At 43.3% G+C, this 17,072-nt stretch carries 14 protein-coding genes; 9 read left to right on the top strand and 5 right to left on the bottom strand.

The window, feature by feature from the left end; all coding sequences use genetic code 11:
- Positions 1-11 precede the first annotated feature (11 nt).
- Entirely contained in the window at positions 12-1,001 is a 990-nt protein-coding gene (locus PAT01_RS09475) for a zinc-dependent alcohol dehydrogenase family protein (RefSeq protein ID WP_154945388.1), read from the bottom strand.
- Positions 1,002-1,302: 301 nt separating this feature from the next.
- Here PAT01_RS09475 and PAT01_RS09480 point away from each other — a divergent pair, with 301 nt between their 5' ends.
- A complete protein-coding gene (locus PAT01_RS09480; protein ID WP_004588182.1) occupies positions 1,303-1,542 on the top strand; it encodes an HP1242/YdcH family protein in 240 nt (79 codons plus the stop codon).
- 145 nt (positions 1,543-1,687) lie between these two features.
- Here PAT01_RS09480 and PAT01_RS09485 read toward each other — a convergent pair whose 3' ends face one another.
- Positions 1,688-2,515, bottom strand: coding sequence for an SDR family NAD(P)-dependent oxidoreductase (locus PAT01_RS09485; protein WP_154945389.1), 828 nt, complete (start codon positions 2,513-2,515; stop codon positions 1,688-1,690).
- 306 nt (positions 2,516-2,821) lie between these two features.
- Here PAT01_RS09485 and galE point away from each other — a divergent pair, with 306 nt between their 5' ends.
- The 7 genes from galE (at position 2,822) to glpD (ending at position 11,835) form a co-directional block, all read left to right on the top strand.
- On the top strand, positions 2,822-3,835 hold the full coding sequence (gene galE, locus PAT01_RS09490) for a UDP-glucose 4-epimerase GalE (protein WP_154945390.1): 1,014 nt from the start codon (positions 2,822-2,824) through the stop codon (positions 3,833-3,835).
- A gap of 1 nt (position 3,836) precedes the next feature.
- Positions 3,837-4,901: a UDP-glucose--hexose-1-phosphate uridylyltransferase gene (locus PAT01_RS09495; RefSeq protein WP_154945391.1), complete on the top strand. Its 1,065-nt coding sequence runs from the start codon at positions 3,837-3,839 to the stop codon at positions 4,899-4,901.
- Positions 4,891-6,039 (top strand): galactokinase, encoded by a 1,149-nt coding sequence (galK, locus tag PAT01_RS09500; RefSeq protein WP_024032028.1) that lies wholly within the window; start codon positions 4,891-4,893, stop codon positions 6,037-6,039. The genes PAT01_RS09495 and galK overlap by 11 nt, the downstream gene beginning before the upstream one ends.
- 19 nt (positions 6,040-6,058) lie before the next feature.
- A complete protein-coding gene (locus PAT01_RS09505) occupies positions 6,059-7,060 on the top strand; it encodes a Gfo/Idh/MocA family protein (protein ID WP_154945392.1) in 1,002 nt (333 codons plus the stop codon).
- Between the two features lie 31 nt (positions 7,061-7,091).
- Positions 7,092-8,420, top strand: a complete 1,329-nt coding sequence (locus PAT01_RS09510; protein WP_154945393.1) for an alpha/beta hydrolase family protein — start codon at positions 7,092-7,094, stop codon at positions 8,418-8,420.
- 205 nt (positions 8,421-8,625) lie between these two features.
- Positions 8,626-10,128, top strand: coding sequence for a glycerol kinase GlpK (gene glpK / locus PAT01_RS09515; RefSeq protein WP_039972273.1), 1,503 nt, complete (start codon positions 8,626-8,628; stop codon positions 10,126-10,128).
- 201 nt (positions 10,129-10,329) lie between these two features.
- On the top strand, positions 10,330-11,835 hold the full coding sequence (glpD, locus tag PAT01_RS09520; protein ID WP_096041020.1) for a glycerol-3-phosphate dehydrogenase: 1,506 nt from the start codon (positions 10,330-10,332) through the stop codon (positions 11,833-11,835).
- Between the two features lie 76 nt (positions 11,836-11,911).
- Here the strand turns inward: glpD and PAT01_RS09525 are convergent, their stop codons facing one another.
- The gene (locus PAT01_RS09525; protein ID WP_126005559.1) at positions 11,912-12,862 is read right to left on the bottom strand and encodes a 2-dehydro-3-deoxygalactonokinase; all 951 of its coding nucleotides are present in this window, start codon (positions 12,860-12,862) and stop codon (positions 11,912-11,914) included.
- Position 12,863: 1 nt separating this feature from the next.
- Positions 12,864-13,622 carry an SDR family NAD(P)-dependent oxidoreductase gene (locus PAT01_RS09530; protein ID WP_054983386.1) on the bottom strand — a complete coding sequence of 253 codons (759 nt, stop codon included), beginning with the start codon at positions 13,620-13,622 and terminating at the stop codon, positions 12,864-12,866.
- Positions 13,623-13,800: 178 nt separating this feature from the next.
- Between PAT01_RS09530 and PAT01_RS09535 the strand changes: the two genes are divergently transcribed.
- Positions 13,801-14,502, top strand: coding sequence for a FadR/GntR family transcriptional regulator (locus PAT01_RS09535; RefSeq protein ID WP_004588172.1), 702 nt, complete (start codon positions 13,801-13,803; stop codon positions 14,500-14,502).
- 63 nt (positions 14,503-14,565) lie between these two features.
- Here the strand turns inward: PAT01_RS09535 and PAT01_RS09540 are convergent, their stop codons facing one another.
- On the bottom strand, positions 14,566-16,698 hold the full coding sequence (locus PAT01_RS09540) for an alpha-galactosidase (protein WP_138578043.1): 2,133 nt from the start codon (positions 16,696-16,698) through the stop codon (positions 14,566-14,568).
- Positions 16,699-17,072 lie beyond the last annotated feature (374 nt).

Below are 17,072 nucleotides of genomic sequence, written 5' to 3' on the forward strand. Positions count from 1 at the left end.
ATTGGTATAATTTATTGTACAGAAATAACAACTTTACCCATAGCTTGGCCACTTGCTAAGCGGTCATGCGCTTTAGCTGCTTCTTCTAAGCTAAAGTCTTGCTCATCAAGTACTGGGCGCATACCACCTGCTTCAACAATTTGCGTAAGTTTGGTCAGTTTGTCGCCGTGCTCTTGACGGTTAAAGTCGTGGATCATTGGAATAAGCATAAAGATTACGTTTAACGATAACCCTTTAAAGTGTACTGGGCTTAAATCTACTTCTAATAAAGAAAGCGTTGTAGATACCTGTGCATTTAGCTTTGCTGCAGCAAATGAGTTAGTCAGGTTACCACCACCTACAGTGTCAAACACCATATCAAAACCAACGTTGCTTGTGTGTTTTTCAACGTACTGCTCTACGGTTTCGTCTTTAAAGTTTATGCCTGTAGCGCCAAAGCTTTCTATTAGTGCTAGTTGCTCTGCGTTACCGCCAGTTGAGTAAACATCAGCGCCAAAATGCTTAGCTAGTTGTACTGCTAAATGGCCTACACCACCTGCGCCGCCGTGTACTAATACTTTTTGGCCTGCACTTACACTTGCACGTGTTAAGCCTTCAAGTGCTGTAATACCTACAAGTGGAATAGCGGCTGCTTCTTTCATGCTTAGGTTTTTAGGTTTGTGAGCGATTAAGCGCTTATCAGCAAGAATAAACTCAGCAAGTGCACCTGGTAAATCGCCTAGTCCACCAGCACAACCATATACTTCATCACCTACTGCAAAGTCTGTTACACCTTCGCCAACAGCTTCAACGGTGCCTGCAAAGTCCATCCCTAAAATGCCCGGTAGTTTTGGAGCAAAGGGTAAGTCAGCACCCATTTGACGAATCATCATATCAATTGTATTTACGCTTGTTGCGGCAATACGAACTAACACATTACCTGCTGTTACTTGTGGTTTTGCAACCTCAGCTGCTACAAACTCTTCAGTGCCACCAAAATTATTAATTGTCATTGCTTTCATGGGTATTGCCTCTGTTATCTGTTGATAAGTAATTGTGTAATGAAGCTTCATTGTAGACACACCCTTTACAAATGATAATAAGGCTAAACATACAATCAGTTTCAAAATAATATTTATAATAGAGTTTAAAAATCACTCCATCACTGTTTAAAAGTAGGCATTAAACAAAATCCTACCCAGTCGCTGCGCTATATCAATTTAAGCTAGCTATGGTTGATTTATTATTGTCTAAGCCCCAGAGTAATATATGAAAAGGTAGTAATTCACTTAAGTAACTCATTTATCCTACTAAGGAGCGAATATGTTAGGCGAAGACCACTCACTTACCAATGACTTTCCACAGTACCTAAATACCATTGCAGAGCTAAATAAAAGCGACACAGAATTTGCTAAAAAGGCAGATAAATACGACAAGCTAGATAAAGAGATTCGTGTTTTAGAGCTTAAAGATGCGCCCATTAGCGATGAGCAAATGAATCAACTAAAACATGAGCGTTCAGAATTAAAAGATTGGTTGTACGAGCGTTTACAACAAGAGTAATGTTGCACACAAAAAAAAGAGTTCACCGTTAGGTGAACTCTTTGACGATCAACAAAGGGTAAAACATTTAAAGCACATATCGGCTTTATAAAAAACAACTAGGCTTTATAAGGCATGTGTGAAATCTTTTCGCGTTAATTTGCTACTAGCTATCAGCATTTAGCTGAGCAAGCAGGCTATCTAACGTATCAACTAACTGCTGATTTTTAGTAGGGTTGAGCGCATCTGGATGCGGCGGTGCAAAGCGCTCTGCATCGTTATCGAAATAAAGGCCAGTGGCATCTTTAAATTCGTCACTTAATGCGGCGCGGCAAAAAATATCAGCGCCTAGTTTTAAGTCGCCACCAGCAAGCCCATAAGCATCTTTTACCATTTTACTACCTAGTAACGACTTAGGGTTTACCGCAACAACTAATGGCCCGTTACCTTTAAGTGCTAAACCTAAATGACGCGACCACATAGTAATAGCCAATTTGCTTTGCGCGTAGGCTGCGCTATCTGATAGTGGCTTGTTGCCCACTAACGAGTCAAAGTTAACGCTGGTTTGTGCAGCCGATGACACATTAACCACACGTGATTGCGTGTTCATTACAGGCAGTAACGCTTTAGTAAGTAAATAAGGCGCTAACGTATTAACTGCAAACCGTGCATCTAGCCCATCTACAGTAGTGATATTTGCCAATTTATAAACACCGGCGTTATTAATAACTACATCAAGTATTTTATTCGCGTTTTGCAAGTCGGCTAACACTGACTGAGCTAAGGTGTTTACTTGCGCCATATCGCTTAAATCGGCAATGTAGGTCGCTGTGCTTGCTTGCGGGTAATCAGCATTTAAGCTTGCTTGTACGGTATTTAACTTGTCTTGGTTGCGGCCATGTAATAATACAGTATGCCCTTGCGCTAACAACATTTTAGCGGTCTCTAGGCCAATACCGTCGGTGGCACCGGTTAATAAAATTGTTTTTTTCATGTTGAACGTTCCTTTTTATATTAAGACTTTGGCCATTGCATTAACGACAAATTACACACGCATTAGCTCGCTGCTATTTATTAATAGTACCACCACTTTTAGCGACTAATAATTAGTGGCTCAGTAGAATCAGTTTATAGAATTAATTGATAAACCTATGCGCCCTTATTAAGTAGGTATAGCCATTGTGCCTTTGCTTGGGTGAATTTTAAGCGTTTATTTGAAATAACGGACAATCATAACTATTGTTTTTAAATTACCTTAATAGTAGTATTTATCATATAAATACACTTTTCGAGAAAACACATGAAAGTTTTAGTTACAGGCGGTATGGGTTATATAGGTAGCCACACATGTATTGCCCTTCATGAGGCAGGCATTACCCCAGTTATTTACGACAACTTATCTAACGCAAGCCCCCGTGTGCTTGATCAACTCGAAAAAATTACCGGCACCCGTTTTGAGTTTATTTTAGGTGACATTCAAGACGAGCAGCAGTTTAAACTTGCGCTTAAACACACCCAAGCTGAGGCTGTATTTCACTTTGCAGCACTAAAAGCGGTTGGTGAATCAACCGAGCAACCACTGCGTTATTACCAAAACAATGTGTCGGGCACATTAAGCATGCTACAAAACATGCAAGATGAAGGCGTTAACCACATTATATTTAGCTCATCGGCCACTGTGTACGGCGAGCCAGATTACCTACCTATTGATGAAAAACACCCTATACGCGCTACTAACCCATACGGTTGGAGCAAAGTTATGGTTGAACAAGCCATGCAAGACGTATGTAATGCCAACAGCCAATTTATGGGCATTGCTCTTCGCTACTTTAACCCAGTAGGTGCGCACCCAAGCGGCTTATTAGGCGAAAGCCCAAATGGTATCCCAAATAACTTAATGCCCTTTATTGCCCAAACTGCGGTAGGTAAACGCGAAGTGGTTAATATTTTTGGTGACGACTACGACACCAAAGATGGCACCGGCGTGCGCGACTATATTCACGTTTTAGATTTAGCTAAGGGCCATGTAGCGGCCTTTATGCAACATAAAACAGATACCGCCTTTCATGCATACAACCTAGGCACCGGCCAAGGTTATTCGGTGCTTGATATGATCAAAGCATTTAGCGCATCAGCCAATAAAGATATTCCGTATAAAAGTGCACCGCGCCGTGCAGGCGATATTGCCTGTAATTACGCCGATGCCACAAAAGCGCAAACCACCCTTAACTGGCACGCAGAACTAACACTAAGCGACATGACCAACGACACATGGCGCTGGCAAACTAATTACCCAAGTGGGTTGGAGAGTTAACATGGCTTTATTAGAAAGTACTCACAGACGTAAAAACCCGCTAACGGGGCGCTGGGTATTAGTATCACCGCATCGTAATAACCGCCCGTGGTTAGGTGCTACAGAAGCAGTAAACGAAAGCGTACTACCAAAACACGATGAAAGCTGCCCTCTTTGCCCAGGCAACACCCGTGCAAATGGCGACAGCAACCCAGATTACAAATACACCCATGTATTTAGAAATGACTTCGGCGCACTTACCCCTAATGAAAGCGAGCAATCGCAAAGCTTAGACTCAGACAGCGATTTATTTATTGCTGATGAAGCAAGCGGCGAATGCCGTGTGATTTGTTTTTCACCAGAGCATAACAAAACACTGCCAGAGCTTGAGCACGATGCCCTACACGAAGTAGTAAAAACCTGGAAAGACAACTACACAGAACTTGCACAACACTATGAATGTGTTCAGGTGTTTGAAAATAAAGGCGAGATCATGGGTTGCTCGCAACCTCATCCACACGGCCAAGTATGGGCACATGCGCATTTATCAACCGAAATAGAAGCCGAAGATACCCAGCAGCTTGCTTATTATAAAAAGCATGGCAGCGCGATGCTTGCCGATTATGTGCAAAAAGAGCAAACAGATAAAACCCGCGTCGTATTTGAAAACGAGCACTGGCTTGTGGTGGTGCCATTTTGGGCAGCATGGCCGTTTGAAACAATGCTTGTAACTAAAGATAACATTCAAAACTTTAGCCAGCTAAACGATGCGCAAACAGACGCCTTAGCACAAGCGCTTAAAGTATTAACCACTAAATACGACAACGTATTTAATTGTAGCTTCCCGTATTCTATGGGATGGCACAATGCACCGGCTAATCGTGGCTCAGATGAGCAACATTGGCGCTTACATGCTCATTTTTACCCGCCGCTACTTCGCTCTGCCACCGTTAAAAAACATATGGTTGGCTACGAAATGTTAGGCGAAAGCCAGCGCGATTTAAGCGCAGAAACAGCTGCCTCTATTTTACAAGCAGCCAGTACCACACACTACAAAAAAACAGCAGGACACACAGATGACGCTTAACGATTTTCAACAACAATTTTTATCACTGTACGGTGCGCCTGCTCAAGGTATTGCTGCAGCACCTGGGCGTGTAAACCTAATTGGCGAATTTACCGATTATAACGACGGCTTTGTATTTCCGTGCTCGTTAGAGTTTCGTACTCAAGTTATGTTTAAAGAGCGCGACGACAACATCATTACTGTGCATTCGTTAAATTACCCAGGCGAAAAAGACAGCTTTAGTGTTGATGAAGACATCAGCGAAGGGCAATCGCAATGGGGTAACTATATCCGTGCCGTGTCATTTGTACTAAAGCGCGCGGGCCATACTTTACGCGGCGCCGATTTACTTATTGACAGTAACTTACCGCAAGGCAGTGGTTTATCGTCATCGGCGGCATTAGAAGTGGCCATTGGTGGTATGTTTAACCATATTGCACAGCTTGGTTTAAGCGAAGAAAAAATTGCCTTACTAGGCCAAGAAGCCGAAAACGACTTTATGCATTGCCAATCGGGCATTATGGATCAGCTTATTTCGGCAAAAGGCGAAAACGGCCATGCGCTTTTAATTGACTGTGAAAACCTAGCAACTGAATCAGTAAAAGTACCCGATGATTTAAACATTGTTATTGTTAACTCTAACTACCCACGCAAATTGGTAGATAGCGAGTACAACCAACGTCGTGTTGACTGTGAGCAAGCAGCTGCAAAAATGAATGTAGCCACGCTTCGTAAAGCCACCATGGACACGCTTGAAGCAACTAAAGATGCACTAAGCGAAAACGAATACAAACGTGCACACCATGTAATTAGCGAAAACGAGCGTGTAATTGCAGCAACTAAAGCGCTGCAAAATAACGACATTGATACGCTACGCGAGCTCATGGCGGCATCGCACCAATCGCTTAAGCATTACTTTGAAGTAACCGTGCCAGCGACCGACGGCCTAGTAGAAATTTGTAAAGAAGCGATGGGCGAACGCGGTGCAGTACGTATGACCGGCGGCGGTTTTGGCGGTGCGATTGTGTGTTTATGCCGTGATGCAGAAGTACCACTTATCAAAGCAGCGGTTGAGCAGCACTACTTTGAGCGTTTTAATTTAAATGCCGACATTTACGTATGTTCAGCAGGTTCAGGATTACAAATTACGTCTTTTTAAACATCATTAAGGAATAAGCATGGCAAAGGTTAATTGGGGTATTATTGGGTGTGGCAATATTGCTCACACCTTTGCTAAAAGCATTGCGCATTGCGCTAATGCACAGCTTATTGGCGCTGCATCGACCAGCGAGCAACGCGCAAAAGAATTTGCCACACACTATTCAGTTAAAGGCTATGAGAGCTACCAGGCCCTTATGCAATGCCCACTCATTGACGCCATATATATTGCTAATACCCACGAGCAACACTTTAAAACTATTGCGCAATGCTTAGTGCACGATAAGCATGTACTCAGCGAAAAGCCCATTACTGTTAATGCACAGCAACTCACAACCCTTAGCCAGTTAGCCGAGCAACAAAACTGCTTTTTAATGGAAGGTGTATGGATGCGCTTTTTACCTGCCATAGTAAAACTGCAGCAGTTATTAAGCGAGGGCGTAATAGGCAAAGTACACAGTGTGAATGCCAACTTTAGCCTAGCGGGCAACTTTGCTGACTCACACCGTTTAATGAACCCAGCGACAGCAGGTGGCGCATTGCTTGATTTAGGTATTTACCCTATATCAATTGCCGATGTGGTATTTAATAAAGCCCCTGAACAAATTAAATCATTAGTACACAAAAGCACGACCGGCGTAGATGAGCGCAGTGTAACCCTTATAAATTACGGCCAAGGGCAATTTGCGCAGCTTAGTAGCGCGTTACAACAAAATGGCCCTACCGAAGCCTGTATTTTAGGGGAGCACGGGTATATTCGCATTGCTGAATTTGTTGGTGCACAGTCGCTAGAGCTTCATTTAAACGCACAACAAGTGCAGCAGTTTGATTTTAGCTTTAATGGCGATGAAAACTTTAAATTTGAAATTGCTCACGCTAGCGAATGTATTTTACAACAACAAACACAAAGCAATGTATTACCGCTCAGCACAAGCCTGCGGGTAATGCACATAATGGATACGCTTCGGGCGCAGTGGCAGCTTAAATACAGCGATAGCGTTGAAGCCCATCAGCTAGATTAATAATAAAAAATACACACAACAAGGATACACAATGACAACCACACACACGTTAAAGGCGCTTTCAAAAGCCTTGCTGCTAGCAACGGGCTGCTTAACAGCAAGTACTGTTTTTGCAGAACAAAAAACGCCAGAGCAACTCTACCCACCTTTAACCAGCGAAGTACTTCCTGAGCTTGCTGCTAAAGGTAGTTACAGCGTTGGCGTACAAACGCTTGATTTGATAAATCCCGCGCAGTTTGACCCTGCAACCCAAGGGGAAAAAGATCGCCCTTTAAAAGTAGAAGTGTGGTACCCAGCAGCAGACAGTGCAAACGCACCCTTAACCAGCTACAGCGACATAACCCGTACAGGTAAAGCGTTTACCTTACAAGCCGATGCCATGCGCGATGTAGCCATTAATAACAAAGAGCACTACCCTGTTATTGTGCTCTCACACGGTTATACCGGCTATCGTACAATTATGTATTACTTGGGCGAACATTTAGCATCGCACGGGTACATTGTGGCAGCCATAGATCATACCGACTCAACCAATGCAGATGTTGATTTTAAAAATGCGCCGTTTTCGGGCTTTTTTAGTACCCTTATTAACCGCTCACGCGATCAACAATTTGTACTTAACTACTTTAACGAACAAAACAACTTTGCCAGCAAGCAAGTAGATAACAAAAAAGCAGGCGTAATTGGTTACTCTATGGGTGGTTTTGGCGCGGTTAATACAATTGGTGGCTGTTATGGCTTTAACGAGCAAGCCACTGCAATGTTTACCGGTATAAAAGATTCGGCGCAAATTAAACAAGTGCAGCAATTACTCAATAGCTGCGCGGGTGGGCAATATAAAAATCCGCAAGTAGATACACGCATAAAAGCTATGGTGGCCTTTGCGCCTTGGGGCGGGCAACATAACTTATTTAATGCCAGTGCTATGCAAAACATTAAAGTGCCTTCGCTTTATATCGCGGGTAGCTTAGACGATATATCCGGTTATGAAGGCATTAAAAACCTATATAACCAAACGGGCAGCACCGACAAGTACCTGCTTACTTACAAAAATGCGCGCCATAATATTGCGCCGCACCCTGCTCCTGCTATTGCCAAACGTAGCAGCGAATTAGATATAGGCCATTACTACGAGCCTTCGTGGTCAATGCGCACCCTAAACGAGACCAACAAACACTTTGTACTTGCTATGATGGACTGCCACGTAAAAGGCATTACCAGCCAATGTGAATACCTAGACTTACCACAAAATGGCGACCAAGCTGTGGTTAATGGTAAGCCACTGCCAGCATGGCATGGGTTTGATAATCGTTTTTCTACTGGTATGGATTGGCAACAAGCTAAACCGCGCACCAAGTAACACAAACTTTGGCGGCTATTTTTATATTTAGCCGCATACGCACTTAAAATAATGCTGCTATAAAACACCTGTTATTTAAAAGAGTTAGCAAATAAAAACAGCGTGCTTATTTTTTAAACGGCTATTTTAAGAAAAAATCATTGCCATTAATGTAAGTTAAAGGCAATCTAGTCATATATAAGATAAGATAAATAACATAAATATCATGTCAAAATACATACTCTCAATTGATCAAGGAACCACAAGCTCTCGGGCCATCTTGTTTACAAAAGATGCAGACGTTTTTGGCTCAGCACAACAAGAATTTTCGCAGCATTTTCCGCAAAATGGTTGGGTAGAACACGACCCTAACGATATTTGGCAAACCGTGCTAAGTACCAGCCGCGAAGTATTAGCAGATAAAAACGTTAAACCTGAAGAAATTATTGCCATTGGTATCACCAATCAACGTGAAACCACTTTAGTGTGGAACAAAAAAACCGGCAAACCTATTTATAACGCCATTGTGTGGCAAGACCGCCGCACCAGCGATTACTGCGAAAGCCTAAGCACTGACGAGCTTTGCCAAACCATAAGCGATAAAACCGGCTTACTGCTAGACCCGTATTTTTCGGCCACTAAAGTGCGCTGGATTTTAGACAACGTTGAAGGCGCACGCGAACAAGCCCTTGCAGGTGAACTGGCGTTTGGTACCGTTGATACCTACTTACTATGGCAGTTAACCGGTGGTAAAGAGCACCGCACCGACGCCACCAATGCATCACGCACTATGTTATTTAATATTCATACTCAGCAATGGGATCAAGAACTACTCGATTTATTCGAAATTCCTGAATCTATGCTGCCCCAAGTGATGGACTCAGCCGACGAATTTGGCTCAACCAGCGACGATATTTTTGGTGCACCAATACGCGTATGTGGTATTGCCGGCGATCAGCAAGCTGCCCTTGTTGGCCACGCATGTTTTGAACAAGGCATGGCAAAAAGTACTTACGGTACGGGCTGTTTTTTAATGCTGAATACCGGCGAAAAAGCGCTTACCTCTGAAAACCGCTTACTAACCACGGTGGCTTACAGGCTAAATGGCAAACCAACATATGCCATTGAAGGCAGCATTTTTATGGCAGGCGCCACGATGCAGTGGATTGTTGAAGGCTTAAAACTATTAAGCCATGCCGGAGAGAGCGAATCGTTAGTAAAAGATGTACCGCTTGATCATGGGGTATTTTTAGTGCCTTCGTTTACAGGTTTAGGCGCGCCCTACTGGGACCCAAATGCACGTGGCGCTATTTTAGGTTTAACCCGCGACTCGGGCATTAGCACCATTGTTGCAGCTGCGCTGCAATCGGTTGGGTATCAAACCAAAGACCTACAAAAAGCAATGGAACGTGATGGCTTACGCCCAAGCGTGTTACGGGTAGATGGCGGTATGGTTAAAAATAACTGGGTACTGACCTTTTTATCAAACATTTTAGGCGCAACGGTAGAGCGCCCAACAGTGACCGAAACCACCTCTTTAGGCGTAGCATACTTAGCAGGCTTACAAACCGGTGTGTATGAGTCAACTGAGCAATTAGCAAAAATGTGGACCTGCGACCGTCGTTTCGAGCCAACAATGAGCGCTGACGAACGTAACGATTTATACGCAAAGTGGCAGCACTGTGTAGCGCAAGTTTGTCTCTCTAGTGACGATAGCAAACAAGCGTAATACGCCCAGCCGCTAATTAAAATTAGCGGCTTACAAAACACCGGCAACAGCGCTTAAATGGCGCGTTGTACGCTGTATGTTTTAAAAAGATCAGGATTAAAAATTAACAAGCAAAAAGCGCGGTTATCTATTGTCAAATAAGAGCCGCAGCTTTATGATGCTATATGTCTTATTTATATTACAAATAAAAAGGTTAGCTCGGTGGAATTAGCAGATAACGAATACGACTTACTCGTCGTCGGTGGCGGTGTAAACGGCACTGGAATAGCAGCTGATGCAGCAGGCAGAGGATTAAAAGTTCTATTGTGTGAACAATCAGACCTTGCCAGTGCAACGTCTTCAAATAGTTCTAAGCTGATCCACGGCGGTTTACGCTACCTTGAACATTACGAATTTAGATTAGTAAAAGAAGCCTTGGCTGAGCGCGAAGTGCTGCTTAAAAATGCCCCGCATATTATGTGGCCGCTCACCTTTAGGCTACCGCATCAATCGCACCTACGCCCAGCATGGATGATCCGCATTGGCTTATTTATGTACGACAACCTAGCTAAGCGCGAAACACTGGCTGGCTCGCGTGGCATTAAATTTGGTGAAAACAGCGTATTAGAACCTTCAATTACCAAAGGGTTTGAATACTCAGATGGCTGGGTTGATGATTCACGTTTGGTAATTTTAAACGCCTTAGCTGCCCAAAACAAAGGCGCAACCATTGCTACGCAAACCAAGTGTGTAAGTGCAAAACGCATCGATAACCAATGGCAGGTAACGCTTGAGCAACAACAAACTAAGGCGCAACAGACTATTAAAGCCAAAGGTATTGTTAATGCAGCAGGCCCGTGGGTTGCAAAATTATTTGACGAAGCACTGATAGAAAAGTCACCACAAAATATTCGCCTTGTTAAAGGCAGCCATATTGTGGTGCCGCGTATTCACGATGAAAAACAAGCCTACATTTTACAAAATAAAGATCAGCGCATTGTGTTTGTTATACCGTTTGAAGATGACTACTCGCTAGTAGGCACCACCGATGTTGAACACAAAGGCGCAGCGCAAGATGTAAAAATTAGTGATGAAGAAATCGATTACTTAATCGATATTACTAACAGCTACTTTAAAAACCACATTAAACGCGAAGACATAGTACATACCTTTTCGGGTGTGCGCCCACTGCTTGATGACGAATCAGTGAATGCACAAAAAGTAACGCGTGATTACAAGTTAGAGCTTTCAAGTGAAGGCAAACACACACCACTGTTAAGTGTGTTTGGTGGCAAAATTACCACCTACCGTAAACTTGCCGAAGCTGCAGTGAATAAGCTTGAAGAATTTTACCCGCAAATGAGTGAAGCGTGGACCAAACACAGCGCCTTACCTGGTGGCGATTTTAGCTCGGTAGAAGCGCTGACCAATGAGCTTAAAGCGGCTTATAGTTGGTTACCAGAAATCACTCTTAAACGCTTTGTACGTACCTACGGGACTCGTGCAAAACTAATTTTAGGCAGTGCAACCCAGCTCAGTGATTTAGGCCAAGACTTTGGTCATGGCTTATTTGCAGCAGAAGTCGATTACTTACTAAATGAAGAATGGGCGGGTAACGCTTACAATATTTTATGGCGCAGAAGTAAACTAGGGCTGCGCTTTAATGAAGCACAAGTGGCAACGCTTAATCATTATATTACGCAAAGCCAAGCGGCTAAAACAGCTTAACAGCAGCTTTAATCCTTACTTAATTTAAGAACTAGCCCCCAATAATTGCACAATCAATATTGGGGGCTTTTTTATATTATTTGGTTTTATTACTATTAAATAAGTAGTTAAAACCACTTAACGTAGCCTCTTTCACGTCAAACTCTAAACATTGCACACCAATGCAATTTAACGCATGAGTAAAGCAGGCATTTAGTTGCTCTGTGCCAATAACGACCACTTTAGAATTATTCACCAATTGCCACTCACTGGCATGGCGTGCAGCGCGTACATCACTACCAATAAGTACGCCCGACAAGTATGCCTTGGCTTGCACTGGTGTTAACTCTTTTGAAAGCTGGCGCGTACGGACACTAAAGATACCGTGCGCCAAATTACCGCTGTCACTGCCTAACGTGAGTTCACAGCCTTGCTCAAATGCATGCCAATCAAACTCCCCCGCTTCACAGTCGTTAGGAATAAGTACACTTTGATGACATAGCAAGTCGTATAATTCGCCGGTCATTGCGGTTTTAAAACAGATGATTTGGCCATCTTTTAACAGCACCCATTTAGTATGGGTACCGGGTAAACAAATGAGTACGTTGCCGTGCTGATAGGCCGGGTTTTGTTTTAAAAAACCTAATATTTGCAGCTCTTCGCCGCGCATTACATCAAATAAATTGTTTTGTAATGTGCATTTTGTACCAGGTAAAGCACTGACTTTGTTACCTGCACAATCAAAATTAATTGCGCCACTAAGTAGGCTTTCGGGGTTTATGGGGCACGCTAAATAAGGGGTTTCTTTCCAGCCAATACTTGAGGTGATTTGCCCTGCCATATAAATAGGTAAAACGCCGTATTCGCTGGTCCATGGTGCAACGACACCAATTAAAGTATGTTCAAAGTTTTGTTTATCTCTAATCACACCTGGGCCGTCGCGCTGAGCAATTAAAGTTAACTGCCCTGTGGTATTTACGCTGCATAAATAGGCGCGTAAATGACTCGTGCCCCAATCTACGGCTATAAAAAGGTTTAAGTGCTGCAACTTAGAGCCTCCCACCGTCAATTTTAATACCTTGACCGGTGATCATACTGCTTTCGTCGGCAGCTAAAAAAAGTGCCAAATTAGCTACATCTTCAGGGGTTACTAACTTTTTAAGTGCCATGGCTTCCATCCACTTCACTTGCTCTTGCTCGGTAAACCAACTGGCTAATTGGCGGTCGGTGGCAACCCAACCCGGTAAAATAGCATTCACCCGAATACCAAATTCACCATAATCGCGTGCCAGTGCTTTAGTCATGCCGATTAAACCGGCCTTTGCCGTTACATAACCCGCCATTTGTGGCTGCCCCATGATGGCATTGATAGAGCTAAAATTAATAATGCTCCCCGCGCCTTCGCCCTTCATAAAAGACATAGCGACTTGCGAGGCAAAAAACGCCGGATTTAAGTTAATTTGTAGGCATTGATCCCAATCTTGTACTGTAACGTCTTCACTGGCTTGGCGGCGGTCATTGGCTACATTGTTTACCAGTACATTAATAGCGCCTAGTTCAGCACATGCATCTACCAAAGATTGCTGTAAAGCATTTGAGTCGGTTACATCAACCTGCCTAAACCATAATTTAGCGTTAGGCAGTGAGGCTATAAGAGATTGGGCAGCCTCGTTATTAATATCTATAAAGGCAATTTTGGCAGCTTGAGCGGCGAACGCTTTTACCATTGCACGGCCAATGCCTGAAGCGCCCCCGGTAATAAAAACAACTTTGCCAGAAATACTGGGGTAGTGAGCGTGATTATTCAAATGCGTTTCTCCATAATACAGACTGCCCCTCTCAATATTTATAATTATTTGCTAAAGAGGATTACTGTTACAGCTGTGTTAAAATACTTGCCTTTAACAAAGTTTATAACATATCCTTTCGTACATTAATATGATATATGATATATAATAAAGCAATAACTCATTCGGATAACGCTCAATGAAAAGCCAACCTCGTCAAAATTTAACACAACAATTAACCCATGATTTAGGCTTTGCAATTGTGCGTGGCGTTTACCCAGTTAACGAAGGCCTGCCCTCAGAAGCTGACCTATGCGTAAAATACGATGTGAGCCGCAGTGCAACACGCGAAGCTGTAAAAATGCTCTCTGCTAAGGGCTTAATATCTTCTCGCCCTAAGCAAGGGATCCGTGTACTGCCAGAAAGCAGCTGGAATATGTTTGACACAGATGTACTGCGCTGGATTTTAAGCAGTAAACCGTCGCTTTCTTTATTAAAAGAGTTTACACAAGTACGTGTCGCACTTGAGCCACAAGCCGCTGCCCTAGCAGCTGAAAATGCCAGCGCCGAACAACTTGCTGAAATAGATAACGCACTTGCCCGCATGGCCGATGCAGACCAAGGCTTAGACGATCCGCTTGAAGCCGATATTGCCTTTCATACCAGTATTTTAGTAGCCAGTAATAACCGCTTTTTTGTACAGCTCACTGAATTTATTAGCACCGCGCTGCGCGTAAGTATTCGTTACACCAACCACATTAAAGGTGTGCCAGGGGCCGACGTTGCAAAGCATGCTGATATTTTAGATACGATTAAATCGCGCAATCCAGAGCGCGCTAAAAAAGCAGTAGAAACCATTTTAGAAGAAGCGCTTGAGCTGATTGAGTCTAAACTCGACTAATAGCTTAAAAAACATTATTAAAAAAGGGAGCTAATTAGCTCCCTTTTTACTGCTTGCTATATTTTAAGCTTTGTTAAGCTCAAAAATAAGCGATGTTTGCGGGAATGAAATTGGCATTTGTAGGCCAAATTCCATCAACACTTCACCCGTAAAGGTTTGCCCGTTAACAGCAGCAATAGACGAAGGTCGGTATTCTTCAAATTTAACAGGCCACACTAAATTAAGTGTGTACTGCGTATCTGCATCTAAACCAACAAAACGAAGCTTATTAGGCGCAGTGCGCGGTGTTTCGCGTACACTGTTATACGCAAATAACGCTTTTGATTTTTGCTCGTCGATTAAACCAAAGTTAATTGATAAATCGTCGCTATCGAGGCGGTACAAATCGGCAGCATGAATAAATTCACGGTGCTCTTTGTGCAGCGAAATAGCCGCTTTAAGCGCATTGTATTCGTGATCGGTCAGCTCACGTGGGTCCATTTCAATACCCATGTGACCAAACATAGATACCGCAGCACGCATTTCAATACTGACATTACGACCTGTGATATGACAATCACGAGGGCCTACGTGTGCACCCATAACCGACGATGGGAAGAAGAACGAACAACCACGTTGAATTTCAAGACGGTCAAGTGCATCGTTAGAATCTGACGTCCATACACGGTCTGTGTGTGCAAGCACACCATAATCTACACGGGCACCACCTGACGAACAGCTTTCTATTTCAAGGCCAGGGTGCGCCGCTTTAATACGATCGATTAAGCGATACAGTGCCAGTGTTTGCTGATGCACCGCAGGCTTGCCTGAGAAGTTACCCGCGTGGTTTATATCGCGGTTCATATCCCATTTAATGTACTTAATTGTTGGGTATTCAACTAAAATGTCATCAATCGCTTTGTATAGGTATTCAATAACCTCAGTGCGCGTTAAATCAAGCACTAGCTGGTTTCTAAAGCTAAGTTGCTCGTTATTTTCTGAGCCTAATACCCAATCAGGATGGGCGCGGTATAAGTCACTATCTGGGTTTACCATTTCAGGTTCAAACCAAATACCAAACTCCATGCCTAAGCTATTTACATGGTCAATCACCGGCGATAGGCCGTCTGGGTAAATTTCGTAATCTACGGTCCAATCACCTAGGCCTGCATAATCACCACGGCGACCTTTAAACCAACCGTCGTCCAGTACAAAACGCTCAATACCTAATGGCGCTACTTTATCGGCTAACTGCTTTAGCGTGTCTACATCGTGATCGAAGTAAATACCTTCCCACGTGTTGTAATGTACTGGGCGTGTTTTTTCGCGCTGCGCCTGGCTAAGTAAGTTAGCTTTAACAAAACGATGAAAATTACGCGACAGCGCACTAAAGCCATCGCTCGAAAACGAGCCATAAATACTTGGGCTTTGATACGTTTGGCCTTTAGCAAGGGTTAGCTCGCCCGGTAATAATAACTCACCCATTTGCACATAACGGCGCCCTTCTGGTAGTAGCTCAGCGCGTAGCTTGTTGTTACCGCTCCAACCTAAATGAAAGCCATAACACTCGCCTTGTTGCTCGCCTGCGCCTTCGCTATGAACTAATAAACCAGGGAATACGTCGTGCGATGTTTTACCTTTGCGGTTTTCGCGTACAAAGCTGCCTAATACTAAATCAACCGATTGACGTTGAAATTCGTTAGACCAACGTCCTTCAAAGCTCACTAGCTTGTTCATGCTATCGGGTAGTTGGAACGTAGGTGCGGCGCAAAAATTAACGCTTAGCGGGGCATCACTTAAATTAGTTAATACAGTATGCGCACTTAGCACATCGGTGTTGCTATCAAGTGTGATGCTGTGCACTACTTCAATACCACGCAGCTCATCAACACTTACAAACTCTAAACTAGAAGGGGTTGGCTGACGAACATCTTGAAGAGCAGGCCCAACTGACCAAGCTATGGTGTCGTTTGACAGCTCTAGCCCTGGCGCGCCTGTAAAGCCTTCACCTAATAGCGGAGAAAGAGAAATAGGTGCTTCTTCAACCACGGCACATTTTACTTCCTGACGAGTCGCAAGCTGAGTTAGCATTGTTTCAGTTGTTTGCTCAGATAGGCGCTTACCAAAATAAAGTAAAGCTGGGGTTTTGCTCTGGCAGTCGAAAATAACGGTGCTGTTTGCGCTGTCTAATCGAAAGAATGGTTTAATATCAGCCATGATTCTCCTGTCCTCTTTAATGAAGATGAGTTTAATACGCGAGTACATTATATGTGTGCTTACTCGCCGCTTACTGCATCAAATTGCAGTCAGTGATTTTAAAATAATAGTATATATCATACAAATTACTTTTAGATAGTGTTTACGGTGTAATTTAGCCAATATTATTACTGGCTATACCAGTCATTAACTTAAACAGCGGTTAAAAAATTTAATACCACCTTGAGCAATATTATATTTAGTAGGCTTTTAGCCTGGGGTAGTCTGTAAAACCCCAGCAGGTAGTCACACGTTTAGCCCCGCAAAATGATTAAGTATTATTGCCCATGGGTGTTATCTACAGTGTCGATTAATTGAATAAATAAAAATCGGCC

This window comes from Pseudoalteromonas atlantica, from assembly GCA_007988745.1.
GTDB lineage: Bacteria > Pseudomonadota > Gammaproteobacteria > Enterobacterales > Alteromonadaceae > Pseudoalteromonas > Pseudoalteromonas atlantica.